The organism is Bifidobacterium commune (assembly GCF_900094885.1).
In the GTDB taxonomy this organism is placed as follows: Bacteria; Actinomycetota; Actinomycetes; order Actinomycetales; family Bifidobacteriaceae; genus Bifidobacterium; species Bifidobacterium commune.
In genome coordinates, this window is record NZ_FMBL01000001.1 from 527,926 (window position 1) to 554,762 (window position 26,837).

The following is a 26,837-nucleotide window of genomic DNA, read 5'->3' on the forward strand; positions in this document are numbered from 1 at the left end:
TACGGCGACACGACTAGGCCTTTCGGCCAATCCCGGAATTCCATTGGACGGTGCTGTACAACAAATGGGACTTCCACCGCTGCCTCCGATAGACCACTGGCTCGTCGACACTTCGATGCCCGCAGATTCTATTGATGATGGGAATACGCAAGAACATCTGGCTCAGGAGCCAAAACGAAGCGTTTCAGCTTCTTCTAATATCGAGTTGACGTCAACGAAACGTGACATGCCTCGATTATTTTTTCGTCCTCTGCAAGCTGTCATCGCAATTCTGCTATTGGCGGCAGCGCTATGCGCAAGTCTGACGATGCTGGTGACGCAGTCCGTCAATTACGACAAACAGCAAACTGAAAGTACATCGTCGATCGAATCACATGATGCAAAAAGAAGGACAAACAAGGGTGCAGCTGAGAGTGGATCTGATTCGGAGCAAAAAAGAAATGGGACAGGAACTGCCAATCAAGGCACTGCTGGAACCAATGATGATGCGCAACCTCCTGAACATGCTCTGTCGCATGAGAGCGCAAAAAGCTTGGAGATGCAAAGTAACGGCAACGGTATTAATCTCAACACAGCAGACGCCACACAACTTCAGCAGGTGAAAGGTATCGGGCCGGTGATGGCACAGCGCATTATAGATTACCGTGCCTCTATCGGACGATTTAGCAGTGTCGACCAACTATTACAAGTCTCAGGCATCGGATCCAAAACATTGGAACGCATACGAGGGCAGGTGACGGTGTGATTACCGCTCGAACCCTCGTGTGTGATGGTGAGCGTGGCAGCCTTGATTACCGTATGCTTCTGGTTGCCGCAACAATCTGGATTCCCATGCTGATGACACACTTATTGTTTATAAGTCTGTGTGTGGTGCCAAGGAGCCAGTCCACATCACAACGCGTGAAGCATGATTTCGAAAACAGTTCACTTCAGAGTTCACAACCTGCCATGAACCGAATTGAAAAAGCCCCGCAGCTTGATGCGCCTATGAAAGTCTTTATTGGTGTATCGGCACTGCTGATAACGATTGGGGTGATAGTGGTCATCATGCATTATCTTAGATGCAGAACAGCCACCAGCGCTAACCTGAACGAAGATGTTGGTCCTCGCACAGTGAGTATGACGCTTGAGGCCAATGTCGCATCAAGCATACGATCGATAAATCCTAATGCTCATATTCGTCAACGTGTTCTCGAATTATTACGCAAGACATCGATTGTGAGGTTGATGAGGAGATCTGACGGATGCAAAGGGATTTGGATGGCTGTTCTGGCATGTTCTGCTCTAATGGGAGCCTGTGCTTGTTTCTCGTCGGATATCGTCGCCTATCGTGATCCTGCCATGTTACTGCAACATGTGCCAAGACATGTTGAAGCCGAAGTTGAGCTTGAATCGCCCGTCAGGGCTTCGGGTTCTTTTTCAGCAGATTGTCAGGCCAATGCCCGTCTTCATAGTGTTGGCTACGATGGTGTCAGACAGGTTAGTCGTTCAAGGATTCTGCTATATGCCAACCAACCGTGGTGCACAAAACTTGTTAACGGACAGATCCTCAGTTTGTCGGGTGAACTAAAAACTGTCGAACACAAAATACAGCCTTTATCATTGACATTGGGAGAAAATGCTCATGTCCAGGAGTTAAAGCGAGCGCCGTTTGTTAAGCGACTTGTTGATAACACCCAGCGTTCGTTCTTCGGTGTTACCGATGGTCTTTCCGATCAGGGTCGTGTACTTGTTCCGGGGTTGACCATCGGTTTGCTCGGCCAGGATTTCGTCGGTCAAAGCCAGCGGGACCCAGTTGATGCCACGTATGCCGCGCAATTAGAAACGCATTTCAAAGATTCTGGAATCATGCATTTGATGGCTGTTTCTGGCGGACATTTCGCGCTGATCGGTGACCTTGTGCGATCGGTGTGCGCTCACTTCCTGCTGCCAAGACAAGTAGTTGCAGTATCGACGATTCTGGCCTATGCGGTGCTAGCGGGCGCCATGTACCCATCTGATTCAGTCATGCGTGCTCTGATTATGGGGGTTATTGTCTCATTGAGTAAATTGATAGGCAGGCCAGCGCAAGTAACTAGTGCATTGGCGTGGACGGTAGTGTTGACCTTGTTGATTAATCCGGAGATGTCGCGCAGCTTCGGATTTGCGCTATCCTGTTCCTCGGTATTGGGAATCGTATTGTGCTCCAAAGCAATAGCAGGGTTTCTCGCCAAAATCTTCCCAACGTTTCTTGCCGAAAGCATATCCGTTACCCTTGCCGCTCAGATGTTTACCTTGCCGATACAAGTGTTGATGACGCCGGAGCTTCCGTTACTGTCGGTACCCGCCAATCTGATTGTTGCCCCTTTCGTTGATTGGTCTACGTTAACAGGGTTGTCAGCGCTATTGCTTTCACCATTCAGCGAGAGGCTGTCATTTGTTTTTGCATGGATGTCGAGTTGCGGCACCTCCGTGATGCGTTGGTGTGCCGACACCATTGGGGGATCGGGCGCTGTCACCATACCATGGGCAGGAGGCATGAGCGGAGTCGCTCTTGTAATCATCATTGAATTAGCCATTATCGCTCAGGTCAAGATGATAGGCGTCATATCGGCTATACGTAGTAGAGAAGGAGGTCGGGCTTCGCTCAATAGCATTGTAGGCTCAATGAAAATGCATGGCATTATATGGTTTAAAGAAACCAAGCAAATATTTGAGGAATTGGATGGAACCGATTGAAACAAACCTGCCCGTAAAGAAAACGCTGTGGATGTCCACATGTGACACCACATTGAATATCATGGAAACCAAGCTGCGGATGTAAACTCGTTATTACGAGCCGAATCCGTATCCGGATGAACAGAGGTATTACATGGCAGCAGAACAAACGAAGCAGTTGCCGCTATTCGTTGTATGTATAGGTGGGGACGCCTTTCTCAACGATCGGGAAGTCCGTGACTGCCGTGACAGGGCGTTGCGGGACAATCCTACAGCCGAAGTGATGGAACTTGATGCCAACGAAACCGATCAATACGACTTCGACGAAGCTGTCAGCCCCTCGCTGTTGAGCTTGGATTCTGTCGTCGTCATCCGGCATGTTCAAAACGCGGACGAATCGTTGGCAGAAGCCATGGTCGGCTACTGCCGATCGATGGCAGATGGTACTGAAACGGCCACAAGCGTCATCATTGCACAGCACGACGGAGGTCAGAAGGGACGCAAACTTATTGATCGTCTCGTCAGAGCGGGTGCGGAGAAAAAAGCTATTCCAGAACTCAAACAAGCTGATGCCAAACTCAATTTCGTCATAAAATGCTTTGAGCGTGAACAGCGCCGTGTCGATCCGTCTGCTGCAAGGCAACTTGTTGCGCTTCTGGGTGAACGGACTGGGGAACTTGCCGCGATGTGTTCCCAATTGTGCTTTGATTTTGACGATGAAATCATCGGTCTTGACCATGTTGAGCAGTATCTTACCGGCAATGCCGAGGTTACCGGATTCGCGGTAGCGGATGAGGTGCTTGCAGGTAATAGCGTCAAAGCGATTATTGACATGCGTGCTGCGATTATTCAGGGCATTGATCCCATTGCACTGGTAGGTGCATTGGCGATGAAACTACGAACCCTTGCCAAAGCGTCAGCTGTTCGTTCGGGGTCTATCTCTAAGGCGGAAGCTAAAACAAACCCCTGGGTTCTCAAGAATGCAATGAACCAATTGAATGGCTGGACTTCAGACGGTCTTTCGAGTTGTATACAGATGCTCGCATGGGTTGACGAACAAAATAAAACCGGTGGTGACTCCATGTATGCTCTTGAGCGGTGCATCGAACTTATCGGTCACAAAGGAAGGAGGCGTGCATGACAGAGGAATTATCGTTCACAATCAAAGTTCCTGATGTCGCCGACATGCAGCAGTTGGGTGCGCGAATCGCTTCCTTGGTCCAAGGGGGTGATGTTTTGTTGCTTTCAGGTCCTTTGGGGGCGGGGAAAACGACGTTTGCGCAAGGATTCGGTTCTGAACTGCATATCTCGGAGCCGATTGTTTCTCCGACTTTTACCGTAGCACGTGAATTGACCGGATGTTTTGCCGATGGGTCTGCAGCGCATCTCATCCATGTTGACGCATACAGGCTCGGAGGCAATAATTTCGCACCAGGACAAGATACGGTGGATCGACTTCTTGATGAACTGGAATCACTGGGTTTGGATGAAGAGCTTGAATATCCTGGCGAACAGACGGTGATTCTGATGGAATGGGGTGAGCAGATGGCATCGGCGTTTGCTCAGGAGCGCCTCGAGGTGCATATCGATCGTCCGCTTGATGGCACGGCAATTAAAGCCGGTGCAAATGATTCGGATATCGAGCTGACCAGTGACGGCATGCGCGTTGTTACATTCAAACCTATTGGACGTCGTTGGGCGGATTTTCGCGTAAAGTTTCAGAAGAACAACAAACACTGAAAACATCTTGTTAATATGAAAGCATATGGCCATACATATCGATTGCTGGAATATGGAATGGCAGGGAGAGGCATAATGGCGAACACACTGGTCGTCGATACGTCGTTCGGTTCGACCGTAGGCGTTTTGGGGCACGATCCAATCGTAGAGGGTGATTCTCGGACCCATGTCGAACGATTGCAGGTCAATATTGGTGAGGCAGTAGAGTCGGCTGGACTTGCACCCGGTGATCTCGACAACATAATTGTCGGTGTAGGTCCCGGCCCGTTCACAGGGTTACGGGCTGGTGTTGTAGCGGCCAAAGCCATGTCTTACGCCACTTGCTCGAAGCTCATCGGACAGGATGTTCTTTCTGCGCAGGCCTGGATGTTGAGCTTAAAACGTCAAGGTGACCAACGTCTGTCGGATACACAGTTCCTTTATCCGGTGGAACAAAGCAAGAATAACGATTCGACTCGTCATCTAACGTTGGCTGTCAATGATGCGCGACGTCGACAGCTGTATTTTGCTCTGTATGACGAACTGCTGATGGACGGCGGTTCGGATACTGATACCAGTAAAGTGCCTCAACAAGAAGTAACACAGCATCATCGAGTAGATGTACGTGAACTAGTGGCAATGGATATCGATTATCCGCAACACATCGTTGAACGTATACATGCAACCCTCAATGATTTCGCTACGACCTCAGATTCGGAAGGATCTTACCGCATCGACATCATCGGTCACGGTGCGGCCAAATACGCTGACGAATGGCAGAAACTCGGTGAGATGCTCGGTTGTGTCGTCGAAGCGTCAGTCCTCGATGCTGGTGCGGTCGGATTGGAAATCTTTGCCGAGTGTGCATTGTGTGCCAACGGAGTGTCCGGAAGTAAGACAAAATACAGTACACAGGGCGATAGTGCCGAAAACGATCAGATTAAACCGGTTGAACCGTTGTACTTGCGACGTCCGGATGTATCGGTGCCAAACCCACTGAAACATGTTCTCAACCACGCCGGCGTAACAAGGTCTTGAGTCACCAAGCGATGATTGTTCTGTTCAATGACCTTGAACTGCAATGGGCGCTGAAGAATGCGACTGACCTTGACAGACGATTGTTCGGCGACCAAGCGTGGGGCTACGAGGTGATGAGTCATGAAGTCATGGATACTTCAAGAACGTACATCGCTGACATAACTGAATCCGAGAAGGCTATGAACGTTGATAATGAAAGAGATGATAATCAGCCCAACGTTCAATCTCTGGAAATGTACGATTCGCAGCGACTGATTATGCGTGGGTATGCGGGAATCTGGATCGGTGACGGAAAGGCGGAAATCATGACCGTCGGCGTTGACAATAATTATCGCAGACAAGGCATCGCAGGACGTATGCTTGACTGGCTGATCAATTATGCACGCATTAACGACGTGGGTCGTATCAGTCTTGAAGTTCTCGCCGACAATCAGACTGCCCAGCAACTTTACCATTCACGCGGTTTTGAGGATATTGGCTTGCTGTCGAATTACTATGCGTCGCAAGGGAAAGATTGTATCAAGATGGTCTTGGACCTCAAAGAGCATATTATGGGTTTCAGCGCAAAAGGAATCAGGATGGAGCAACAATGAGTGAACCTATCGTTTTGGGGATCGAATCAACATGTGACGAGACCGCTGCGGCCGTCGTCCACGGACGTACCCTAATTTCCAGCGTCGTTGCCTCCTCAATGGAAGAACATGCTCGCTACGGCGGCGTTATACCGGAAATCGCTTCACGTGCCCACGCTGAAGCGTTCGTGCCGGTTGTCTCGAAAGCGCTCGCAGATGCCAATGTGGATTTCACTGACATCGATGCCGTTGCGGTTTCGTCCGGTCCAGGTCTTTCAGGCTGTTTGGCCGTTGGGGTTTCCGGAGCTAAGGCGCTTGCGTGGGCTGCCAACAAACCGATCTATGGTATCAACCATGTCATCGGGCATATTGCTGTTACACAATTACAGTTCGGTTCGTTTCCCAAAGATACTTTGGCGTTGATTGTCTCCGGCGGACATACCTCGTTGCTTCATATCGGAGACGTTGCCCGTCATATCGATGTCGTTGGCACCACACTGGATGACGCAGCAGGGGAATGCTTCGACAAGGTTGCCCGTTTGCTTGGTTTTCCGTACCCAGGTGGTCCACATATTGACAAGCACGCACGGCAAGGTGACCCTCACTCAATCAAGGTTCCCCAAGGTCTCACGAAAGGTAAAGCAGGTAAGGAACATCCTTACGATTTTAGCTTTTCCGGAGTCAAAACCGCTGTGGCACGTTGGGTCGAATCGTGTCAGGCTGTGGGACGCGATATACCTGTAGATGATGTTTGTGCATCGCTTGCCGATTCGGTTGCCGGTGTTTTGGTGGACAAAGCGATGCACGGTTGTGAGGAATACGGATCGAAAACACTGGTGGTGGGTGGGGGATTCACCGCCAATTCTCAACTGCGTGACAAACTGCTTGAAAGTGGCAAACAGCATGGAGTCGAGGTACGTATTCCAGATTTCAAGCTATGTACGGACAATGGCGCGATGGTTGCAATGCTGGGCGTTAATCTGGTTGAGGCGGGTATTCGCCCGTCCGCGCCTGATTTTCCAATTGACTCTGCCATGCCCATGAATGTCATCAGCGTTTGAACAGGAACAAACTTGATGTATGCGCTGAAAACACAAGCGACACGCCATCGCATTTGCATAACGACTTTTTTCGTATAAAGTATATGTCTTGTGCGGTGCTTCAGGGATCGCACGGGACATTCCCGCATAGCTCAGTTGGCAGAGCGTCTGACTGTTAATCAGAATGTCGCTGGTTCAAGCCCAGCTGCGGGAGCGGAATAAAAGCCTCAGAACTTATTAAGTTCTGAGGCTTTCTGTTTTAATTATTAACCAAAAGGCTACATGGTGAAGTATTCACCAGATTGTATACAGACTAGCTACAGGCGTTGGGTGTCTGGCTGAAGCATGGACCTTATTTTTTTGATGGAGTGGCCGTATCATTCAGATTACACGTAAAGGCGCACGTTGCTTTGTGTGGTAAGTGGTTCTGCGGATGGATAACCGGACCGTTCGACCACATCACCGCGTTAAGCTTTCGTTGGCTGACGAGATGCTTGATAGTGGAAGTAGTCCGAACCAATTGAAACGGAAAGGGTAATGGCGATGACGGTGCAAGGAGCAAAGATGCGACGGCTGAGACATAAAATGTATTATCAAAACGTGCAGCGATGCGAGCAACGGCTACAGTATGCATTTCGTGGAATAATCACGATGTTGATGTTTATTTCCGTGTCTGCTCTGGTATGTAGTTGCTTAATCACTCCAGCATCAGCCGTCGGTATTTCCGGTGATTTGTATACCGATGAATCACAAGAAGATAGTACGACGGGAATACCATATGAAACACATCCTATAGCTGTTATCAAGCCAATGGACTCGGTGGATCCTCCTTTGCATGACGATAAAGGTTGCAAAGCCAGTATGGGCTGGCCCGTGTTGCCCCATGTTGTTACCAATCGATTCAAAGCTCCGAAACAGATTTGGGCCCCTGGTCATCGTGGTGTCGATGTTGCCGCAATGGAAGACACCCCGTTGTTGGCGCCCGCAGATGGATTCATCAGTTTCGTGGGTATTGTTGCCGGTAAATCAGTGGTCAGTATTCGCCATAATAGCTTGACGCTGACATTGGAACCGGCTCAGACATTGTTGCCAATAGGGACACCCGTTAAAAAAGGATTGCCAATAGGGGTTGCAAAAGGTCTGTCGGATCATTGCATGGGACTATGCGTGCATTGGGGCGTAAGAAAAGGTAGAACAGAATATCGTGATCCACAAATGCTGGCCTCAAAGCGAAAAATTGTGCTGAAGCAACCAGATGGTGCATAAATGCGCGAATGCATAAAACAAGACTGTGTTTCTCATCCGATGTTTGCTAAGCCTTTGAGAATCAAACTGTCGTTGTACCTGTATTGTGTTGCATTATCTAGAGCTCTGCATCTGCAAGTGAGATGTATCCTGGTTCGATAAGTGTTTTCTTGAGGTTTCCGGCGCTGATAGCCATCGCTTCTTCATGGATGACATTGGTTGTGGTACCGTTTATGGGCATTGAACTGATTGACGGGCAGTCGGTCAATGGCTTCTCGGCTACCAACGTTCCTGCCGCATCGGCTATATCAGTTGAGAGCTTTTGGATGTTTTCCATACCTGTCATCCATTGCTTGCCATTGACGACATAGGGAATCATATCCAAGTAGGAACCATAGCCCGTGACTATCGGCCAACTCATATTATTGCTGTCGTTCACTTTCGGTACATCGTCAGCGTCGTTGCTGTTTTGCTTGCTGTCTTTAGGCTTGGGAACAGCTTGTCGGTTCAGGTTGCGCTTGCTTGTAAGCGAACTTACAATTCCGGAAACATCTATCTCAGGATTGACGTCTGCGGCGCTTCCGGAGTATTTAAGGCTGGTGAGCTCCTCCACTACTCCTGATGAGACGAAATCGTTCATTGCGATGATCCCATCAACATGATGGGGCTGCGCGTCCTTCGAACCCCCAGTAAGCCGAGTATTGATCGCTTCCCGAACATCAGATGTCTTTGAGGCGTTGAACGACACCTTCTTCCAATCTTTTTCGCTACTTTGTTTGCCAAGTGTATTGGAAGCACTCACCGCTCTACCGTCCTTGAAATAAGGGCCTAGCGTATCCCATATTCCTTTGAAAGCTTCTGAAGCAAAGATTCTCGAGGAATCAGAACCGGTTCCATCCTCACTGAAGGGAATCAATATTTCTATAGATTTGGGATGATCTGCCGTTACTTTTTCTAAAGCCAACTTTGAAACAAGTTGATGTGCTTGGAGTGTTCCAATCTGTTCAGCGGTGGACATGCTGACGAAGAAATCAGGGGTGAAATCGTCTAGTGAGTTGGCAAGTAGCCCCGTATGTGCACCAGCCTGTTGTGCCTTCTTCAGGGCCTTGACCATTGCCTTTGCGTCAGCAGCAGCCTTGCTCTTTTCTTCCTTGCGTTCATCATCATTCTGAGCATCCGTTGTTGAGTCATCAGCGGTCTTCTTTTCCGAAGAGCTATTCGCCAAATCACTGGGACTGGAGACATAATCGCCGTATTGCTCGTTGCCTGAATGTTCGGGAGTGACGGGTGCCACGATGAGTACGGTGTGCTTTTTTGTCTCCGTTGATGCTGTCAATAACTGATCAGTCACATAATTTTCGATATCCTCACGCTGTTTATCGAGGCTTGCGTCAGTTTTCACTCGGATGCTTTTGGATGGAAATCCCTTATCGGTGAGTGCCTTGGTGATTAACGGTGTAAATTTCGCCCACTTATTGAGAGGCGTGTGTGCAGTGATGGAGATACCGTCGGAAGGAGTAAAGATCACGACATTGCTTTTTCCCGCAACCGAGCTGATCGAAACTTTCTCGTTGTCTATGGATGCATTGTCGTCGTCGCTCTGAGCACTACCGCAACCGGATTGAATGATGGCAAGCATGCCAATGAGTATTAATGTCAGAAATCGCGCCAAGGAACAACCCATACGCTTGGTCATAGTCCATCCTTTACCGTGCCATGAAAGATTCGATATCGATAATAGTCTTAAGGTAATATGAAATCACTTTGCCGCACCACAATTATAAAATCGAGGTGCGGCAAAATGTATTGGATCGGCTGCCGGCAAGCGTAATTCAGCGCTTTTCGGAAAGCTGCCGGTTTAGTTCTTCGTCTAGCTCATTCATGAAGCTTTCGGTGTTGAGCCAAGCCTGGTCAGGTCCAACGAGCATGGACAGATCTTTAGTCATGCTTCCTCTTTCAACTGTATCGATGACAACTTGTTCCAATGTTTCGGCAAAATCTGCGACTTGCGGTGTTCCGTCGAGTTTTGATCGGTGCTTTAAGCCGCCAGTCCATGCATAGATGGAGGCAATTGGGTTGGTTGATGTTGTCTCACCTTTCTGCCACCGACGATAGTGTCGTGTGACAGTACCGTGAGCTGCTTCCGCCTCGACAGTTTGACCGTCCGGCGTCATCAGCACCGAAGTCATTAACCCGAGCGAGCCAAACCCCTGCGCTACGGAATCGGACTGCACATCACCGTCATAATTCTTGCATGCCCAAATATATCCCCCGTGCCATTTCATGGTGCTTGCCACCATATCGTCAATCAAACGATGCTCGTATGTCAAACCGGCTTCTTGAAACTGATCTTTATACTCTTCCTCGTAGATTTGCGCAAAAATATCTTTGAATTCGCCATCATACGACTTGAGAATGGTGTTTTTGGTTGACAGGTAGACCGGATAGTGCCGCATAAGCCCGTAGTTGAAGCAAGCTCGCGCAAAACCGCGAATCGAATCGTCAACGTTGTATTGAACCTGGGCAACACCTGCACCAGGGTAGTCGTAAACCACATGTTCGACCGGTCCGCTGTCGTCAGAGGGGGTAAAAGTGACGGTGAGACGACCTGGCTTGTCTACTTTGAAGTCTGTTGCCTTGTATTGGTCGCCGAATGCGTGACGAGCCACGACAATAGGTTGTTTCCAACCCGGTACCAACCTCGGAATGTTTGAGATGACAATCGGTTCTCGAAAAATGGTGCCGCCAAGGATGTTGCGAATCGTCCCGTTCGGTGATTTCCACATTTTTTTGAGGTTGAATTCTTTGACTCTTGCCTCATCGGGTGTGATAGTCGCGCATTTCACGCCGACGTGATGCTTTTTAATCGCTTCTGCGGCATCAATCGTTACTTGGTCATCAGTTGCGTCGCGATTTTCGATGCCAAGGTCATAATAATCCAGATTAATGTCAAGATACGGAAGAATAAGTCGGGTCTTGATGTCATTCCAGATTATTCTGGTCATTTCATCGCCGTCAAGTTCGGCGATGGTGCCTTCCACCTTTATTTTTTCCATGCTTGCCCCTTCATTGATGATGGATAAAACAATATAACGTCATTATGGCGCTCGGTTATGTCAACAGTATTGCGATGTTTAATCAGTGAGATACCGCTTCATGTAGGTTTGCGATTCACGGTGTTCGTCACATACGGAAAGTAATCTGAGAGCATGACTCAGGAAATTGAAATCGGTTTAGGCAAGAAAGGCCGTCTGGCCTACACATTGGACGATGTTGCCATCATCCCTTCACGTAGGACACGAGATCCGAAGGACGTTTCGACGGCTTGGCAGATTGATGCCTACCAGTTTGATGTTCCAGTGCTTTCCGCACCGATGGATTCGGTGACCAGCCCAGCGACCGCCATCGAGATGGGCAGGCTAGGAGCACTCGGTGTGCTTGATCTTGAAGGTTTATGGACTCGTTATGACGATCCGCAACCGCTGTTGGACGAGATCGCCGATCTTGATGATCTCACAGCCACACAACGTCTTCAGGAGATTTACGAACAGCCGATCAGTCCTGAACTCATCACCCAAAGGATCCGTGAGATTCGTGATTCAGGCGTCACTGTTGCCTGCGCGCTTTCGCCTCAGCGGACCCAAGAATTCTATTCGACTGTTGTTGAAGCCGGTGTCGATTTGTTCGTGATTCGCGGCACTGCGGTCTCTGCAGAGCATGTATGTGAGAACCATGAGCCGTTGAACCTGAAAAAGTTCATTTATGACCTAGATGTCCCCGTTGTTGTCGGCGGTGCTGCCAGCTATCCGGCAGCAATTCATCTCATGCGTACCGGCGCCGCCGGTGTGTTGGTCGGTTTTGGCGGGGGAGCAGCCTCGACAACCCGCACCACCCTGGGAGTTCAGGCACCAATGGCGACCGCAATCGCCGATGTCGTTGAGGCTCGCCGAGATTACATGGATGAATCGGGCGGTCGTTACGTTCAGATAATCGCTGACGGCGGAATGGGGACCTCGGGTTCCTTTGTCAAGGCGCTTGCAATGGGTGCTGACGCCGTGATGTTGGGTACCGCGTTAGCACGTGCAACTCAAGCACCGGGCAAGGGGAGTCACTGGGGAGCTGAAGCCCGTCATCCCTCGCTTCCGCGCGGACGGCGCACCCAAGTCGGTACGGTCGCTTCGTTGGAGGAGATTTTGCTCGGGCCCAGCCATCGGGCCGATGCCAGCGTGAATTTCATCGGCGCATTGCGCAGGGCCATGGCCTCGACAGGTTATGTCGATCTGAAGAACTTCCAGCATTGTGATGTATCCGTCATCCCTTCGCACCGAGCATAGCTAGGGTTAACGCCCAATAAAAGGGCCATCTGTTTGCAGCAGGTGGTTCTTTATGTTTTTGAAATCTCTTCCCTCTGAGGCCGAAGACCGAATGTAATATTTCAGGACCGACATACGTCTTGACATTGAAGAATCTTGAACTTTTAGCAACTCAGTCGTTTTGCGTTGACGGCATCTGGTTTTTCTGTTGCCCTTAGAGGTATGCATTGGAAATCAAGGGGGCGTGAAGATGAACATGAACGGACAGATGGAACTGATGCCTAGGCTGGTGACGATGACAAACGGAACAACATCGAGCCTGCCGAGCTATGACGGCTACGTTCATGCGGAACTGTCGAACCAGCCGATTTCATATCATATTTCACGCTGTTATCCAGGAACGTTAAGCGAAGCGGAATGCCAGCGATTCGCCCTCGCATCCTGTCGCATAGCATGTATGAGCATGGATGTGATTCGAGGCCGAATACCTCCTCGCAAACTTCAGCGGGTATTGAACGCCTCTTGCTTACGTCGCCTGGAAACAATGGCGTATCTGCTGGAAAATCATTTACGGACACACCAAGAGCTCAAAGCGAGGCTTTCCTATCTACCCGCTATGCCGACGCTGGTTTACGGTACTTTGGTTAGTTTGGATACAACTGAGATCGTTGTGAATCTTATGGTCGGTAAAGACAGTTACTGGGTAAACCTTGTGCTTAAACGAGTCGGTTCTCGCTGGATTTGCACAACAGCTGACCTTGGGTAGCAGCATTTGACCGGTTTCCATATAGGTCTGAAGTTACGCAAACGTAAGTTTGGCCTTACGTTTGCGTATAATCAAAGGTATGTTGCGAGAATTTTATTTGGATCCTGTCACTCACACGACAGACAAGGACACCATATATTCATTGCTGCGCAAGCGCGGCGAAAAAGACCCCGATGCCGCAATCGCTGAATGGCTGGATCAGCAGACCCAGCAGTGGCACAGTGTTACCGCAGGCGAAATGCTTGACAAGGTTCGTTCTGTTGCTAAAGGCCTTATGGGCTTGGGTGTAAAAGCCGGAAGTATGGTCATTCTTTATGCTCCAACAAGCTACGAATGGGGTGTCGTCGATTTTGCTTGCGCAGCTATCGGTGCCGTAAGCGTGCCGATCTATGAAACAGATTCGCCGAAGCAGGCAGGGGAAATCATTACCGATGTCGATCCGATCGTCGCGTTTGGTGGTGATGCCCAGCACACGCAGACACTTGAGCAATTCCGACGAGAGTGTGATGGGCTCAAGTATGTATTCAATCTTCAGGAAGGCGGTCTGCAAGCCGTTACGGATTTTGGCGCGGCTGTCACTAATGACGAGCTTGAGGAAGCAATTTCTCGTGTGCGTGCCGACGATATGCTGACCATTGTCTACACTTCCGGTTCAACCGGTGCGCCCAAGGGTGTCATGCTGTCACATCGCAATTTTGTTTCAACGGTATTTATCGGCTGGGCAGTGCTTGAGGAAATGTTGTATCAGCCAAGTCGTCTGCTGCTTTTCCTGCCGTTGGCGCATTGCTTTGCCCGATATATTCAGTACGTCGCCATTGGATCTCAGGGTGTCGTTGGCTATACGTCCAGCTCCAAACACCTGTTGGCTGATCTGCGAACCTTCAAGCCAACGTACCTGCTTGGTGTCCCGCGCGTATTCGAAAAGGTATACAATGCCGCATCCCAGAAGGCCGGAGCCGGTTTGCAAGGTCGTGTCTTCAATGCGGCGTTTGACCACTTTGTCAAATGGTCGAAAGAGGGTCAGGAAGGACATGGTCATACCGTGTCCGAAAAAATCAAGCATGGTTTTTATATGAAGACAGTCGGTGCTTCCGTACGTAGTGCATTGGGTCCAAACCTCAAATTCGTGGCCTGTGGTGGCGCTCCGATGAATGCGGATTTGGCTCATTTCTTCAACGGAATGGATGGGATTACCTTTATCCAGGGTTATGGCATGACCGAAACTGCGGCACCCTGTATCGTCAGTTTCCAAGACTTCAACAAAGTCGGAGCTGTTGGACGTCCAGGTACTGGCATTGCCATCAAACTTGCTGATGATGACGAATTGCTGATTAACGGCGAAGATGTATTCTTGGGCTACTACAAGCAGCCTGAGCTGACTGCCGAGGTTACTGAACCGGGCGGATGGGTGCATTCTGGGGATATCGCACAGATTGATGATGACGGTTTCGTCTACATCACGGGCCGTAAGAAGGATATCATCATCACCGCCGGCGGCAAGAACGTTAGCCCGGCTCCGATTGAGGATACGATTTGCACATGTCCTTTGGTTGCTCATGCTGTTGTCGTGGGCGATGGACGGCCTTTTATCTCTGCACTTATTGAACTTGACCCGGAAATGGTTCGCTCCTGGCTGTCAAATAACGGCATGGACAAAAACATGAGTATGGCACAAATCGCTAAAAATGATGCTGTCCGAGCTTGTGTACAGCAATATATCGATCAGGCCAACAGTGAGGTATCTCGCGCAGAATCAGTACGTAAATTCATCATTGTTGACGGAGAATTCACACAAGAAAACGGTATGTTGACACCGAGCATGAAAGTTGTGCGCCCTCAGGTTCTCAAGAATTACGCTGATATTATTGAAAATCAGATCTATGCGCCAAAAGGTGGGGGAAAGCCATCGATTTCAGCAGCAACGAGTTTCATCGACAAAACTGCTGAGAAGGCACGACAGGCCACTGATGCTGTCACACCAAAGGTCCGTGAGGCATATAAGCAAGCCAAACAAAATGTAGAGGCACATCTCTCGGATCATGACGATCGGCAAGAAGTCGACGCTCACGGCACCGACAAAAAGTAAAGCTGATCTTCAGCCGAAGAGTAATCAAGCGAGAGATATGAAGGAGCAAAGCATTGTCGTTACGAGAGATACGGGTCGTCCCTGATCCGGTATTGCGTACACCTTGTGAACCAATCCGGGAGATAACACCTGCTGTTAGGCGGATGGTACAAGATTTGCTAGATACTGTAGATGACCCAGGCAGGGCCGGGCTTTCTGCAAATCAGATTGGTATCAGTTTGCGTGCATTCTCATATAATATCAATGGCAAGCTCGGTTACGTGCTCAACCCAGTTATAGAGGAGACTCGGGGAGAGCAGTATGGAGAAGAAGGTTGTCTTTCTGTTCCCAAACTTTGGTATAAGACTCGGCGCGCTGATTATGCCCGTGTACGGGGCATCAATCTCGACGGCAAACCGGTCGTTCTTGAAGGAACTGGCCTCATGGGTCGAATGCTGCAACATGAGACCGACCATCTTGACGGGTATATCTACCTCGATCGTCTGGAAAAAACGGAACGTCAAGAGGCGATGCGTCGCATGCGCGAAGTTCGCTGATTGCCGGAAATATTCCAAAATCGACTCGAACATAAGCGTCCTGAAGCCATCTGTTACGGTTTCTGGACGCTTATGTGTTCAGCCTTCAAATCCTGTTTTAGCATATATTTATTGCTCATAGACCTTTGTTGCCGCGCTTGAATGGTCGCGTATTTATTCAGTGTGTGTGTTATCCTTTTTGCAGTGTGTTTAAACGGATTCTGAGGTAGTCACGTTGCTGAGGAAACCACCCAATATTGTCAATCAAAACACGCGAATACGCGCTATGCACGTGACGGACTGTGTCGGTCGATAAGACGCTTTCACAGGCGAACTGTCGTACGCAGGGCCGCATAGCCAGGCAATAACCGACTGAAAGGTAGCATTACCGTGGCTCAAATAACTATGAGTGACATGCTGAAGGCAGGACTGCACTTCGGCCACCAGACCCGTCGTTGGAACCCCAAGATGAAGCAGTACATCTTGATGGAGCGTAACGGCATTCACATCATCAACCTTTTCAAATCACTCGATTTGATCGACAAAGCCTATGATTTCATCAAGCAGACCGTAGCACACAATGGCACTGTCCTCTTTGTCGGCACGAAGAAGCAGGCTCAGGAAGCCATCGCGACACAGGCTGCCCGCGTCAGCATGCCTTATGTTTCCGAGCGTTGGCTCGGTGGTATGCTTACCAACTTCCAGACGGTTTCCAAGCGTGTAGCACGCCTGAAGGAACTCGAGGAGATGGACTTTACCGACGTTCGTGGATCAGGTCTGACCAAGAAGGAACTCCTGCTTCTGCAGCGTGAGAAGAACAAGCTGGAGAAGCAGCTTGGCGGTATCCGCAACATGAACCGCACGCCTTCCGCTATGTTCGTGGTTGATATCAACAAGGAATCGCTGGCTGTTGAGGAAGCGCACAAACTGGGTATTCCAGTCGTCGCTATCGTCGACACCAACACTGATCCGGATGTGGTCGATTACCCGATTCCGGCGAACGATGACGCCATTCGCGGCATCGAGCTGCTGACCTCTCTGATGGCAGATGCCGTTGCTGACGGCTTGCTTGAGCGTAGCGGCAAGGCTGAGAAGACCGAAGACAAGTCCGAGCAGCCTATGGCCGCTTGGGAGAAGGACTTGCTCAAGGACAAGGACGGCAAGGAAGAAGCTGCCGAGCTCGCTGAGGGCAAGAAAGCAGAAGCCAAGTCCGAAGAGGCCAAGGCCTGACCGATATGTGTTTTGTAAAAGGCGGTGTCGGAAACTTCCGGGCTTCCGCACCGCCTTTTACGGCATATAACGTTGGGAATAGATTTTAAAGGAGATAGACATGGCAGCAATTACAGCAGCTTTGATCAAGCAGGTTCGTGATGACACCGGAGCCGGCATGATGGACGTCAAGAAGGCACTGACCGAGGCTGAAGGTGATGTGGCACGTGCCAAGGAAATTATCCGCGCCAAGGGTATCCAGGCAGCCGGCAAGCGTGAAGGTCGCGCCGCACAGGAAGGTACTATCGCGTCTCGCGTAGTCGATGCCGCCAACGGCCAGGTAGGTTACGCGGTTGAGCTTAACTCTGAGACCGACTTTGTGGCAAAGACTCCGAAGTTCGTCGCGTTTGCGGATGAAGTTCTATCCAATGCCATTGCAGCCGACGCTTCGGACGCGGAATCCGTTCTCGCGGCTAAGGCGGATGATGGTACCGTAAAGACCGCCGTAGAAGAAGCAGCTGCTCTCTTCGGTGAGCACGTTAAGGTTGGCCAGGTAGCCAAGGTCGAAGGCCCCAAGGTCGAGATTTATGCACACAAGAAATCCGCGGAAATGCCGCCAAGCATCGTGGCCATGGTCGCAACCGATGAAAAGGGTGCGGCTGTCGCTCACGAGGCTGCTCTGCAGATTTCGGCCATGGGCGCCAAGTGGCTCAAGCGTGAGGACGTTCCAGCCGATGTGCTTGAGTCCGAGCGTCGTGTCGCCACGGAGAAGTCGCAGGCTGAGGGCAAGCCTGAGCAGATCATCCCCAAGATCGTTGAAGGCCGTATGAATTCCTTCTATAAAGAGAACGTGCTTCTCGAGCAGGAGTACGTCAAGGATCCTTCCAAGACGGTTAGCGATCTCTTCAAGGATGCAGACGGAGAGCTTATTTCCTTCGCCCGTATCGAGGTTGGTAAGGCTGGCAGGGAGTAATTAACTCCTTGCGAGGTCCTTTGACGGGCTGATCAAAGTTGGCCGGTGCTTGCGTGTACCGGCCAACTTTGATATTTGGGTTATCCATAGCGATCAGTAAGCCGATGGAAAACGCTTCCACATGGAGAAACGGTGACACGAACAAGTAGCGGGCAAGGGTAATTCGCAGCCTCTTATTATTTCGCCGATTTGAGCAAAACAATCACCGTATCGCTGTCGTTGTAGACAGATAACCTAGAGACCAGAAATATGCCGTCGGACAAGGATAGAGAGGCCGTCGATGACTGGTGATGACAAGAACAAGAACAGCCGCAGAGTACTGCTGAAACTGTCTGGTGAGGCATTCGGCGGAGGTAAGATTGGTATAGACACGAAAGTGATTCGCCGCATCGCCAAGGAAATTCACGAGGCTGTTGATCAAGGCATTCAAGTTGCCGTTGTTGTCGGCGGTGGTAATTTCTTCCGTGGCGCAGAACTTCAACAAGCCGGTATCGAGCGTACACGCGGCGATTACATGGGTATGCTTGGTACTGTCATGAACTGCCTCGCTCTTCAGGATTTTCTTGAGCAGGAAGGTCAAGCAACTCGCGTACAGACCGCGATTACCATGGGACAGGTTGCCGAGCCTTACATCCCGCTCAAAGCCATACGTCACCTTGAAAAAGGCCGAGTGGTGATTTTTGGTGCTGGCGCAGGTATGCCATATTTCTCAACTGATACGGTGTCGATTCAGCGTTCCCTTGAAATTCACTGCGATGAAGTTCTTATGGGCAAGAATGGCGTTGACGGCATTTACACGGCTGATCCCCGTAAGGAACCAACAGCTCAGCGATTCGAAACGTTGAGCTACCAGCGTGCATTGGTTGACAATTTAGCAGTTATGGATGCAGCTGCGCTTTCGATGGCGAGGGAAAATGATCAGCATATTCGTGTGTTTGGTCTTGAGGAAGCCGGAAACGTCACCAAGGCACTGGTAGGCAAACCAATCGGTACGCTCGTATCTAATCTCAAATCGGAAACTATTTAATAACTGAAACTTGATGCTGAATTGACCGTTGTAAAAGCCACGTACGTTGGTGATAAAACGCATTAATAAAGATTCGCTACAGCGAATAATAAAGGAGAACAATATGGCAAACCTTGTTGAACAGGCAAAAGACCAGATGAACAAGTCCGTGGAAGCCACCAAGGAGAATTTTGCTGGTATCCGTACAGGTCGAGCCAACCCGGCTCTGCTCAATGGTTTAGTTGTCGATTATTACGGAGCCCCAACGCCAATCAAGGCTGTCGCTTCAATTGGCGTTCCTGAGCCTCGCACTCTTTCCATTACACCGTTCGATGGTTCACAGACCGCCGCTGTGGAAAAGGCAGTTCGTGACTCGGATTTGGGAGGTAGCACCCGTCGAGATGGCGACATTATTCACCTCACGATGCCGGAACTGACGGAAGATCGCCGTAAGGAATATGTCAAGCTTGCCAAAGGTAAGGCCGAGGAAGGCAAAGTCGCAGTTCGTAACATTCGGCGCAAAACCAAAGAAGCAATTGACAAGGCAACCAAAGATGGCGATATGGGGGAGGATCAAGGCGACCGCCTGCAAAAAGATCTCGACAAAGTCACCAAAGAAATGACCGATACAATCGATCAGCTGCTCGAAGGCAAAGAAAAGGAGATCATGGAGGTCTGATCAGTCATTTCGCGCTATAGACTATGTATGCAAGAGTGAACGATTGGATGACCTGAAAGATAAGGCGATGACCAAACAACAGGACGAAACAACAGCCGAGTCGAGCGCTAAGCTTGATGACATTAATAGGAAAACCGGCCGTAACATGCCTCAGGCCGTAGCCACAGCTGCGTTTTTGATTGTCCTTATTGTTGCTTCCTTGCTTGTGCGAGTCGATTTATTCATTTGGCTGATTGTTGTTTTTGTCCTCCTTGCATTGCGAGAGCTACATGTATCGTTCGCCACAGTTCATCTCTACATCCCTTTGGTCGCATTCTGGCTATGCAGTGCAAGTACACTGTTGGCAACATACTATCTGCCGGATCATGTATTGGTCGCAGGTGTAGGAATTGCTGTTTCGATGCTCGCCGTGGCGATAAGTTCAAATATGCGTCATGTAGTGGGACGGCGGCTTAAGGTCGCGATTGAGGATAAACGCAACGCCGCTCAATCGACAGATACCTCATCGGATAATAAATTGGCATCTAACTCGAAGACCTCAGAGAGCAGTCTAAACAATGTGGCGGTATCGATGTTCTTGGTGGTCTACATCTTGGTGTTGGCTTCGTGCATCGTTCTTTCGGAAACGTTCAATGGGCATCCTGTAGCCCATGCCATTATGCTCATTTTCCTGCCCGCACTGTCAGATACTGGAGGGCTTTTTGCTGGAGCATTCCTTGGCAAGCACAAGCTCTCGCCGCGTATTTCTCCAAAAAAGTCCGTTGAAGGTCTATGCGGTTCCATACTTTTCGCGATGATTGGAGCATACGCGGTTTTCGCGGTCACATATTCACACCTTTGGTCCCGTTATTGGTGGGTACCAATTCTGACAGGTGTGATGGTCGGCATCATCGGAACATTTGGAGATTTGAGTGCCTCGATGCTCAAACGTGATATGGGCTTGAAAGATATGGGTCACTTGCTTAAAGGCCATGGCGGTGTCATTGACCGAGTTGATTCAATCCTTCTTTGCGCTCCGTTCTTTATGTTGCTGTTTATGTTGACTGGCATGTGAGTGTTCAATTACCGCTTGCAATTAGCGTAATGAAGAAGCTTGCTCATATCTGAAGCAAAGCTGAGATGTGGATGACTCTTCTCGGCCCATAAGTAACACTATGTCGTTTTAAAAGGAATTTCAATAACGCAAGCGCTGGCTTTATGTCAGGAAATCGTACCTATCGCTTGGAGTGTGGGACAGAATATGAACGTAACTGCAAATAGCGTCTATGATCGCCAGAAACCCATTGGCAATGGCGAATCAGGCGTGACGCCCGGTGGTAACTCTGGATCATTCCGTGACGTGCTCTCCAAGAATCACGCGCGTCGCGGCAAGCCTCCGGTTCACTTTGCCGATATGACTCCGGAAGAGCGCGTTGAAACGACAAAACAGCTGGGAATGCCAAAGTTCCGTGTACAGCAACTTGCTAACCACTATTTCGGTCATTTCAGCAACGATGTCTCCTCGTTCACCGATTTTCCGGCAGATAAGCGCGATGAGGCTCAACGCGAATTTTTCCCGAATCTGATTACTGAGGTAACCAGTCAGGTTGCAGACGAAGGAACCACCATCAAAACGTTGTGGGAACTGTTTGATGGTACGCATATCGAATCGGTACTGATGCGCTATCCTAACCGAGCCACACTATGTATCTCCAGTCAGGTAGGTTGTGGCATGGGCTGCCCGTTCTGTGCGACCGGTCAACTTGGCCTTACTCGTAATCTGTCTACAGCTGAAATCCTCGAACAGGTCCGTGTCGCTGCCAAAGCAATGGCTGAGGGTCGTGTCGCAGGAGGCCCGGGACGTCTGAGCAACGTGGTGTTCATGGGGGAGGGAGAACCCATGGGCAATTACAAGTCTGTGCTTGCCGCAGTGCGCCAGATCAGTGCGATGCCACCGAACGGATTTGGCATTTCGGCACGAAATATAACTGTTTCCACAGTAGGTGTCGTTCCAGGAATTAAAAAATTGACCAACGAGGGGATACCACTTCGCCTCGCACTCTCCCTGCATGCCCCAAACGATACGTTGCGCGATGAGCTGGTGCCAATGAACCGCCGCTTCAATTCGGCAGCAGTATTGGACGCCGCCCATGAATACTATTTGGCTAGCCACCGTAGGGTCAGTATCGAATACGCGTTGATGCGTGGCATCAACGACCAGGCCGAACACGCGCATCAGTTAGCACGCCGCCTCAATCATTACGGAGACGATTGGGTACATGTCAATCCCATTCCTCTCAATCCGATTGAAGGTTCGAAGTGGACAGCTTCGAAGCCCGAGGATGAGCGCCAATTCCTCGAGATTCTCCATCAATCAGGTATCACTGCGACATTGCGCGACACCCGAGGATCCGATATCGATGGAGCCTGCGGTCAGTTGGCTGCCAAAAACATCAATGCATGACCGCTTAACCTGTTCGAAGGTCAGCTAAATTGTTGATTTTGAGACACTTCAGGAACTCACTGGTTTGTTGAATTAAAATCACATCATTGTTTTGCATATCAAGGTGGAGGGATTTCATGTCATTGGCTGTCCGAGTAATTCCTTGTTTAGACGTGGACAACGGTCGTGTAGTCAAAGGTGTTCATTTCCAAAATCTTCGCGACGCAGGGGACCCTGTTGAACTGGCATCACGTTATTACGACGAAGGTGCGGATGAACTTACTTTCTTGGATGTCACTGCCTCAACCGGTAATCGCAGAACAATGACGGATGTGGTTACGCGTACAGCTGGCCAGATATTTATACCTTTAACCGTTGGCGGTGGTGTACGAACGGTTGAGGACGTCAATTCCCTACTGCGCTGTGGCGCGGATAAAATCAGCGTCAACACTGCGGCCATCAATAACCCAGACCTTATTTCGCAGGTTTCGAAACGTTTTGGTAACCAGGTGCTTGTGCTTTCAGTTGATGCTCGGAGAGAAAAGGGCGAGCGGCATACGCAATCAGGCTTTGAAGTGACGACCATGGGCGGCAGCCATTCGACTGCAATCGACGCACTGACCTGGGCAAAGCGTGCTGAGGAACTCGGTGTAGGAGAAATCCTGCTCAATTCAATGGACGCTGACGGAACTGGCAATGGCTTCGATCTGGAAATGATCAAAGCCATGCGTAAGGTTGTCAACATACCACTGATTGCAAGCGGCGGAGCAGGCAAACTCGAAGATTTCCCTCCGGCCATTCGGGCCGGTGCGGATGCGGTACTTGCCGCATCGGTTTTCCACTACGGCAAGATGACCATTGCTCAGGTTAAAGACACCTTGCGGAACGCAGGTATAACGGTAAGGTAACGTACCTATCCAGGTGCGGCGGTCTCACGAATAACTGTTTCAGGAGATGCTAGGAAGATATGCCGCACTGGTGTTCATGCAGAGCTATCGATTCAAAGTACAAAATAATCGATGGTCAACGGTAAGGAATTGACATGACAAACACCGACTACGACAATCACACCGAGCTAGACCCACGGTTGGTACAACGCTTGAAACACGATGCCAACGGTCTTGTCGTCGCAGTCATCCAGCAATACGACACTGGACGTGTACTGATGGTCGGTTATATGAACGATGAGGCTCTGCGGCGGACGCTGACCACAGGCAGGGTCACGTTCTGGTCTCGATCACGCCAAGAGTACTGGCGAAAGGGCGATACTTCCGGCCATGCGCAGTATGTAAAGGACGTATCGTTGGATTGTGACGGAGATGCCTTACTCGTCGAAGTAGATCAGGTTGGGGCTGCCTGCCACACAGGCGCACATTCGTGCTTCGACGAAGGTGGTCATATCCCTGCTGTAGTCGGCGAACGCTGACAGTACATTCGTTGCAAGGTGGATACGCATCTTCGACCAATCATCTCAACTGTGTTGCCATGCCGAGCTATGATGGCCACTAGTATTTCATCGTCAAGACCATCGCGAGGATTCATGACACAACAATCGGCATTGGGCCTTATGAGTACAGGAAAAGTATTGGCTTACATTCCATCTCCAACTGTTTTCAAAATCGAAATCCCCAGTTTTTCCCTCGGTGGTCTGACTATTGGCCCTATACAGATACGTTTTTACGCCCTGTGCATCATTTTTGGTATCATTCTGGCAGTATTCGTTACTGAAAAACGTTGGAAACACATGGGCGGTAACTTCGATCAGATTCTCGACATAGCCTTGTGTGCAGTGCCATCAGGCATCATCGGAGCACGCCTGTATCATGTCGTAACCACCCCTGAACGGTTCTTCGGTTCACACGGAGATCCAGTGGAAATCCTACGTATTTGGAACGGCGGACTGGGTATCTGGGGAGGAGTTCTTCTAGGGGGTCTCGCAGCATGGGCTTGGTGCCGTCACAAGCATTACCCAACGGCGTTGCTTGCGGATTGCGTCGCACCCGGATTGTTGATCGCACAGGCCGTGGGCAGGCTCGGCAACTGGTTCAACCAAGAACTTTACGGGGCGCCGACAACTCTTCCCTGGGGTCTGAAACTCAATATGACGAGTTCGGCAATCGGTCATGCGGAACAATGCTATGACGGTCGAACATGTCCTACAGGAACCCTTTTCCATCCGACATTCCTTTATGAGATGATCTGGGACTTGATTGGTGCCGTGCTAATTATCTGGATCGGACACAAAGTCAAGGAAAAGCTCAACGCAGGCAGTCTCTTTGCCATATATGTGATGTGGTACACGCTAGGGCGTACATGGATTGAGTCATTGCGCATTGATTTCGCTCACGAGTTCCTGGGTGTCCGCGTCAACGTGTGGGTTTCGGTGATTGTCTTCATTTTGGGCATCATTACTTTTATTGTCATCCAACGAGTCGGCAATACCACAACAAGCCTTTCGGAACGGTTACAGACGTTGACCGAGGTCGAAGAACGTACCCTTGAAGAGGAGAAAAAGGCATCAGTCAAATAGAACCGAACCGTTTACGCTGCATCTATCTACTTATTGGCCTTGGTACCGTCTGTATCAACTTCTGAATGACTCAATCTGTTTGTGTCATCATTGGATTCTCTCATCAAGTCTTTCGCACCGCTTAGGATGGAACACTATGAGTATTCAAATCGCACCAAGCATTCTTTCAGCCGATTTCTGTAATCTCGAGCGAGATCTCAAGGCCATCGACCATGCCGATTTGGTCCATGTCGACGTGATGGATCATCACTTTGTACCAAATTTGACGCTAGGCGAGCCGATTGTTAAACGTATCTGCGAAGTGACGGACCTGCCTGTTGATGTTCACTTGATGATTGAAGACCCTGATCGTTGGGCGCCGGAATATGCAAAGCTTGGAGCTTCCTCTGTAAGTTTTCACGTTGGTGCCGTTCACGCCCCGGTAAGGTTGGCACGCCAGCTGCATGAAATGGGTTGCAAGGCATGCCTGGCTGTTCGTCCAGCGGAACCCGTCGAGCCAATTTTCGATATTCTTGAAGAATTCGACATGATTCTTATCATGACCGTTGAGCCTGGATTTGGTGGACAGAAGTTTCTTGACAACCAAATGGGCAAAGTTCGTCGTCTTCGCGATGAAATTACACAGCGCGGACTCGATACCCATATCCAGGTTGACGGAGGCGTCAGTCCGCAAACAGCGCATATTGTGGCTGAGGCAGGGGCAGATGTGCTGGTCGCTGGCTCGTCAGTTTACGGTGCACAGGATCGCGCGCAGGCGATTGATGATATTCGATCGAAGGCACAGGCCACTTACCGAGCATAACGTGCCCGACGTTGACTAGTAGTCGTAACATTGGAGCAACAATGAAGACATTCGAATCGCTGTACAAAGAATTAAGCGAAAAGGCCGAGATGCGCCCTGTTGGATCCAAAACTGTGGACGAGCTCGATCGCGGTGTTCACTTCATCGGCAAAAAGCTGAGCGAGGAGGCTGGGGAGAGCTGGATCGCCGCGGAGTACGAGGGCGCGGATCGTACCGCAGAAGAGATGAGCCAACTCATATACCATATCCAGGTAATGATGATTAAATGTGGAATCAGTCTTGAGGACCTTTACAAAAACCTGTAATACTGAATATTTTGCGCAATGACGACGAACGGATGATATTTGCATGGCTGAAAAGGAGAGAAGATGCTGAGAATTGCTGTGCCTAATAAAGGCATGCTTTCTGAACCTGCATGGAGTTTGCTGCAAGAAGCGGGCTACCAGCTTCGTACCCAGCCAAGGCAGCTAGTGGTCACTGATTACGACAACAATATCGAGTTGTTTTATCTGCGTCCGCTGGATATAGCAGTCTATGTCGGGCAAGGAGCCATCGATGTTGGTATTACCGGCAGAGATATGCTGTTAAATACCGAGACCACCGCAATTGAAGATCTTCCACTCGGTTTTGGCGCATCGACATTCTGTTTTGCGGCCCCTCATGATTCTTCGATAACTAAACTGGAGGATGTGGACGGTAAACGTGTTGCGAGTTCATTCGACAAGCTCGTTCGAGACTATCTTACTGAACATGATATTCAAGCTGACATCATCCACTTGGATGGGGCAGTTGAATCTTCAGTGCAACTTGGCGTGGCAAATCTTATCGCAGATGTGGTATCCACTGGTACTACGTTGCGCAATGCTGGTCTGCGTATCTTCGGCGATCCGATTCTGGAATCAGAAGCCGTCCTTATTCGTTCGCCAAAGCTGAGCAAAGATGACAAGCAGCTCGTTGTTTTCAAGCGACGTCTCGAAGGTGTGCTCACTGCGAGACGCTATGTGATGGTGGACTATGACGTTCCGGTTAGCAAGGTCAGTGCCGCTGTGGCTTTGACGCCCGGACTGGAAAGTCCGACAATCTCTCCTTTAAGAGATCAACAATGGTGCGCGGTTCGCTCGATGGTGGAACGTGAAAAAGTCAACCAGACAATGGATCGGCTCTACGATGTGGGAGCCCGTGCGATTATCGTAACCGCATTGCAAGCTTCAAGAATCTAAAATTT

The 26,837-nt window shown here is 49.9% G+C and carries 26 protein-coding genes and 1 tRNA gene; 25 read left to right on the plus strand and 2 right to left on the minus strand.

Annotated elements, in window-relative coordinates; translation table 11 throughout:
- Positions 1 to 43: 43 nt before the first annotated feature.
- From GA0061077_RS02025 to GA0061077_RS02065, 9 genes are all read left to right on the plus strand, one after another.
- On the plus strand, positions 44 to 745 hold the full coding sequence (locus tag GA0061077_RS02025) for a ComEA family DNA-binding protein (protein WP_159426899.1): 702 nt from the start codon (positions 44 to 46) through the stop codon (positions 743 to 745).
- Entirely contained in the window at positions 742 to 2,718 is a 1,977-nt protein-coding gene (locus tag GA0061077_RS02030) for a ComEC/Rec2 family competence protein (RefSeq protein WP_091847245.1), read from the plus strand. Before GA0061077_RS02025 ends, GA0061077_RS02030 begins: the two co-directional genes overlap by 4 nt.
- 133 nt (positions 2,719 to 2,851) lie before the next feature.
- On the plus strand, positions 2,852 to 3,838 hold the full coding sequence (holA, locus tag GA0061077_RS02035) for a DNA polymerase III subunit delta (protein ID WP_091847246.1): 987 nt from the start codon (positions 2,852 to 2,854) through the stop codon (positions 3,836 to 3,838).
- Positions 3,835 to 4,437, plus strand: a complete 603-nt coding sequence (gene tsaE, locus GA0061077_RS02040) for a tRNA (adenosine(37)-N6)-threonylcarbamoyltransferase complex ATPase subunit type 1 TsaE (protein ID WP_091847247.1) — start codon at positions 3,835 to 3,837, stop codon at positions 4,435 to 4,437. Before holA ends, tsaE begins: the two co-directional genes overlap by 4 nt.
- Before the next feature lie 75 nt (positions 4,438 to 4,512).
- The gene (gene tsaB / locus GA0061077_RS02045; RefSeq protein ID WP_091847248.1) at positions 4,513 to 5,454 is read left to right on the plus strand and encodes a tRNA (adenosine(37)-N6)-threonylcarbamoyltransferase complex dimerization subunit type 1 TsaB; all 942 of its coding nucleotides are present in this window, start codon (positions 4,513 to 4,515) and stop codon (positions 5,452 to 5,454) included.
- Positions 5,451 to 6,047: a GNAT family N-acetyltransferase gene (locus GA0061077_RS02050; RefSeq protein WP_143249581.1), complete on the plus strand. Its 597-nt coding sequence runs from the start codon at positions 5,451 to 5,453 to the stop codon at positions 6,045 to 6,047. The genes tsaB and GA0061077_RS02050 overlap by 4 nt, the downstream gene beginning before the upstream one ends.
- The gene (gene tsaD / locus GA0061077_RS02055; RefSeq protein ID WP_091847250.1) at positions 6,044 to 7,087 is read left to right on the plus strand and encodes a tRNA (adenosine(37)-N6)-threonylcarbamoyltransferase complex transferase subunit TsaD; all 1,044 of its coding nucleotides are present in this window, start codon (positions 6,044 to 6,046) and stop codon (positions 7,085 to 7,087) included. The genes GA0061077_RS02050 and tsaD overlap by 4 nt, the downstream gene beginning before the upstream one ends.
- Before the next feature lie 120 nt (positions 7,088 to 7,207).
- Positions 7,208 to 7,280, plus strand: a tRNA-Asn gene (locus GA0061077_RS02060).
- Positions 7,281 to 7,603: 323 nt separating this feature from the next.
- On the plus strand, positions 7,604 to 8,332 hold the full coding sequence (locus GA0061077_RS02065) for a M23 family metallopeptidase (RefSeq protein WP_234696464.1): 729 nt from the start codon (positions 7,604 to 7,606) through the stop codon (positions 8,330 to 8,332).
- A gap of 97 nt (positions 8,333 to 8,429) precedes the next feature.
- Here the strand turns inward: GA0061077_RS02065 and GA0061077_RS02070 are convergent, their stop codons facing one another.
- Entirely contained in the window at positions 8,430 to 10,007 is a 1,578-nt protein-coding gene (locus GA0061077_RS02070) for a substrate-binding domain-containing protein (RefSeq protein WP_091847251.1), read from the minus strand.
- 136 nt (positions 10,008 to 10,143) lie between these two features.
- Positions 10,144 to 11,367: an NADP-dependent isocitrate dehydrogenase gene (locus GA0061077_RS02075; RefSeq protein WP_091847252.1), complete on the minus strand. Its 1,224-nt coding sequence runs from the start codon at positions 11,365 to 11,367 to the stop codon at positions 10,144 to 10,146.
- Positions 11,368 to 11,520: 153 nt separating this feature from the next.
- Between GA0061077_RS02075 and GA0061077_RS02080 the strand changes: the two genes are divergently transcribed.
- From GA0061077_RS02080 to hisG, 16 genes are all read left to right on the plus strand, one after another.
- Positions 11,521 to 12,645, plus strand: coding sequence for a GuaB3 family IMP dehydrogenase-related protein (locus GA0061077_RS02080; RefSeq protein ID WP_091847253.1), 1,125 nt, complete (start codon positions 11,521 to 11,523; stop codon positions 12,643 to 12,645).
- 229 nt (positions 12,646 to 12,874) lie between these two features.
- Complete coding sequence (locus GA0061077_RS07050) at positions 12,875 to 13,390, plus strand: Rv3235 family protein (RefSeq protein ID WP_324609212.1); 516 nt, start codon at positions 12,875 to 12,877, stop codon at positions 13,388 to 13,390.
- 79 nt (positions 13,391 to 13,469) lie between these two features.
- Complete coding sequence (locus GA0061077_RS02090) at positions 13,470 to 15,476, plus strand: AMP-dependent synthetase/ligase (RefSeq protein WP_091847254.1); 2,007 nt, start codon at positions 13,470 to 13,472, stop codon at positions 15,474 to 15,476.
- Positions 15,477 to 15,529: 53 nt separating this feature from the next.
- Complete coding sequence (def, locus tag GA0061077_RS02095) at positions 15,530 to 16,012, plus strand: peptide deformylase (RefSeq protein ID WP_091847255.1); 483 nt, start codon at positions 15,530 to 15,532, stop codon at positions 16,010 to 16,012.
- 369 nt (positions 16,013 to 16,381) lie between these two features.
- Entirely contained in the window at positions 16,382 to 17,221 is an 840-nt protein-coding gene (rpsB, locus tag GA0061077_RS02100) for a 30S ribosomal protein S2 (protein ID WP_091847256.1), read from the plus strand.
- 100 nt (positions 17,222 to 17,321) lie between these two features.
- On the plus strand, positions 17,322 to 18,173 hold the full coding sequence (tsf, locus tag GA0061077_RS02105) for a translation elongation factor Ts (RefSeq protein ID WP_091847257.1): 852 nt from the start codon (positions 17,322 to 17,324) through the stop codon (positions 18,171 to 18,173).
- Between the two features lie 280 nt (positions 18,174 to 18,453).
- Complete coding sequence (gene pyrH / locus GA0061077_RS02110) at positions 18,454 to 19,200, plus strand: UMP kinase (protein ID WP_091847258.1); 747 nt, start codon at positions 18,454 to 18,456, stop codon at positions 19,198 to 19,200.
- Positions 19,201 to 19,303: 103 nt separating this feature from the next.
- Positions 19,304 to 19,858, plus strand: coding sequence for a ribosome recycling factor (gene frr, locus GA0061077_RS02115; RefSeq protein ID WP_091847259.1), 555 nt, complete (start codon positions 19,304 to 19,306; stop codon positions 19,856 to 19,858).
- A gap of 67 nt (positions 19,859 to 19,925) precedes the next feature.
- Positions 19,926 to 20,912 (plus strand): phosphatidate cytidylyltransferase, encoded by a 987-nt coding sequence (locus GA0061077_RS02120; protein WP_091847260.1) that lies wholly within the window; start codon positions 19,926 to 19,928, stop codon positions 20,910 to 20,912.
- A 186-nt stretch (positions 20,913 to 21,098) separates the two neighbouring features.
- The gene (rlmN, locus tag GA0061077_RS02125; protein ID WP_091847261.1) at positions 21,099 to 22,301 is read left to right on the plus strand and encodes a 23S rRNA (adenine(2503)-C(2))-methyltransferase RlmN; all 1,203 of its coding nucleotides are present in this window, start codon (positions 21,099 to 21,101) and stop codon (positions 22,299 to 22,301) included.
- 116 nt (positions 22,302 to 22,417) lie between these two features.
- Positions 22,418 to 23,188: an imidazole glycerol phosphate synthase subunit HisF gene (gene hisF / locus GA0061077_RS02130; RefSeq protein WP_091847262.1), complete on the plus strand. Its 771-nt coding sequence runs from the start codon at positions 22,418 to 22,420 to the stop codon at positions 23,186 to 23,188.
- Between the two features lie 134 nt (positions 23,189 to 23,322).
- A complete protein-coding gene (gene hisI, locus GA0061077_RS02135) occupies positions 23,323 to 23,706 on the plus strand; it encodes a phosphoribosyl-AMP cyclohydrolase (protein WP_091847263.1) in 384 nt (127 codons plus the stop codon).
- 141 nt (positions 23,707 to 23,847) lie between these two features.
- Positions 23,848 to 24,810, plus strand: a complete 963-nt coding sequence (gene lgt / locus GA0061077_RS02140; protein ID WP_091847264.1) for a prolipoprotein diacylglyceryl transferase — start codon at positions 23,848 to 23,850, stop codon at positions 24,808 to 24,810.
- A gap of 136 nt (positions 24,811 to 24,946) precedes the next feature.
- Positions 24,947 to 25,612: a ribulose-phosphate 3-epimerase gene (gene rpe, locus GA0061077_RS02145; protein WP_091847265.1), complete on the plus strand. Its 666-nt coding sequence runs from the start codon at positions 24,947 to 24,949 to the stop codon at positions 25,610 to 25,612.
- Positions 25,613 to 25,653: 41 nt separating this feature from the next.
- Positions 25,654 to 25,917 carry a phosphoribosyl-ATP diphosphatase gene (locus GA0061077_RS02150; RefSeq protein WP_091847266.1) on the plus strand — a complete coding sequence of 88 codons (264 nt, stop codon included), beginning with the start codon at positions 25,654 to 25,656 and terminating at the stop codon, positions 25,915 to 25,917.
- Positions 25,918 to 25,980: 63 nt separating this feature from the next.
- Positions 25,981 to 26,832 (plus strand): ATP phosphoribosyltransferase, encoded by an 852-nt coding sequence (hisG, locus tag GA0061077_RS02155; RefSeq protein ID WP_091847267.1) that lies wholly within the window; start codon positions 25,981 to 25,983, stop codon positions 26,830 to 26,832.
- The last annotated feature ends 5 nt before the right edge of the window (positions 26,833 to 26,837 follow it).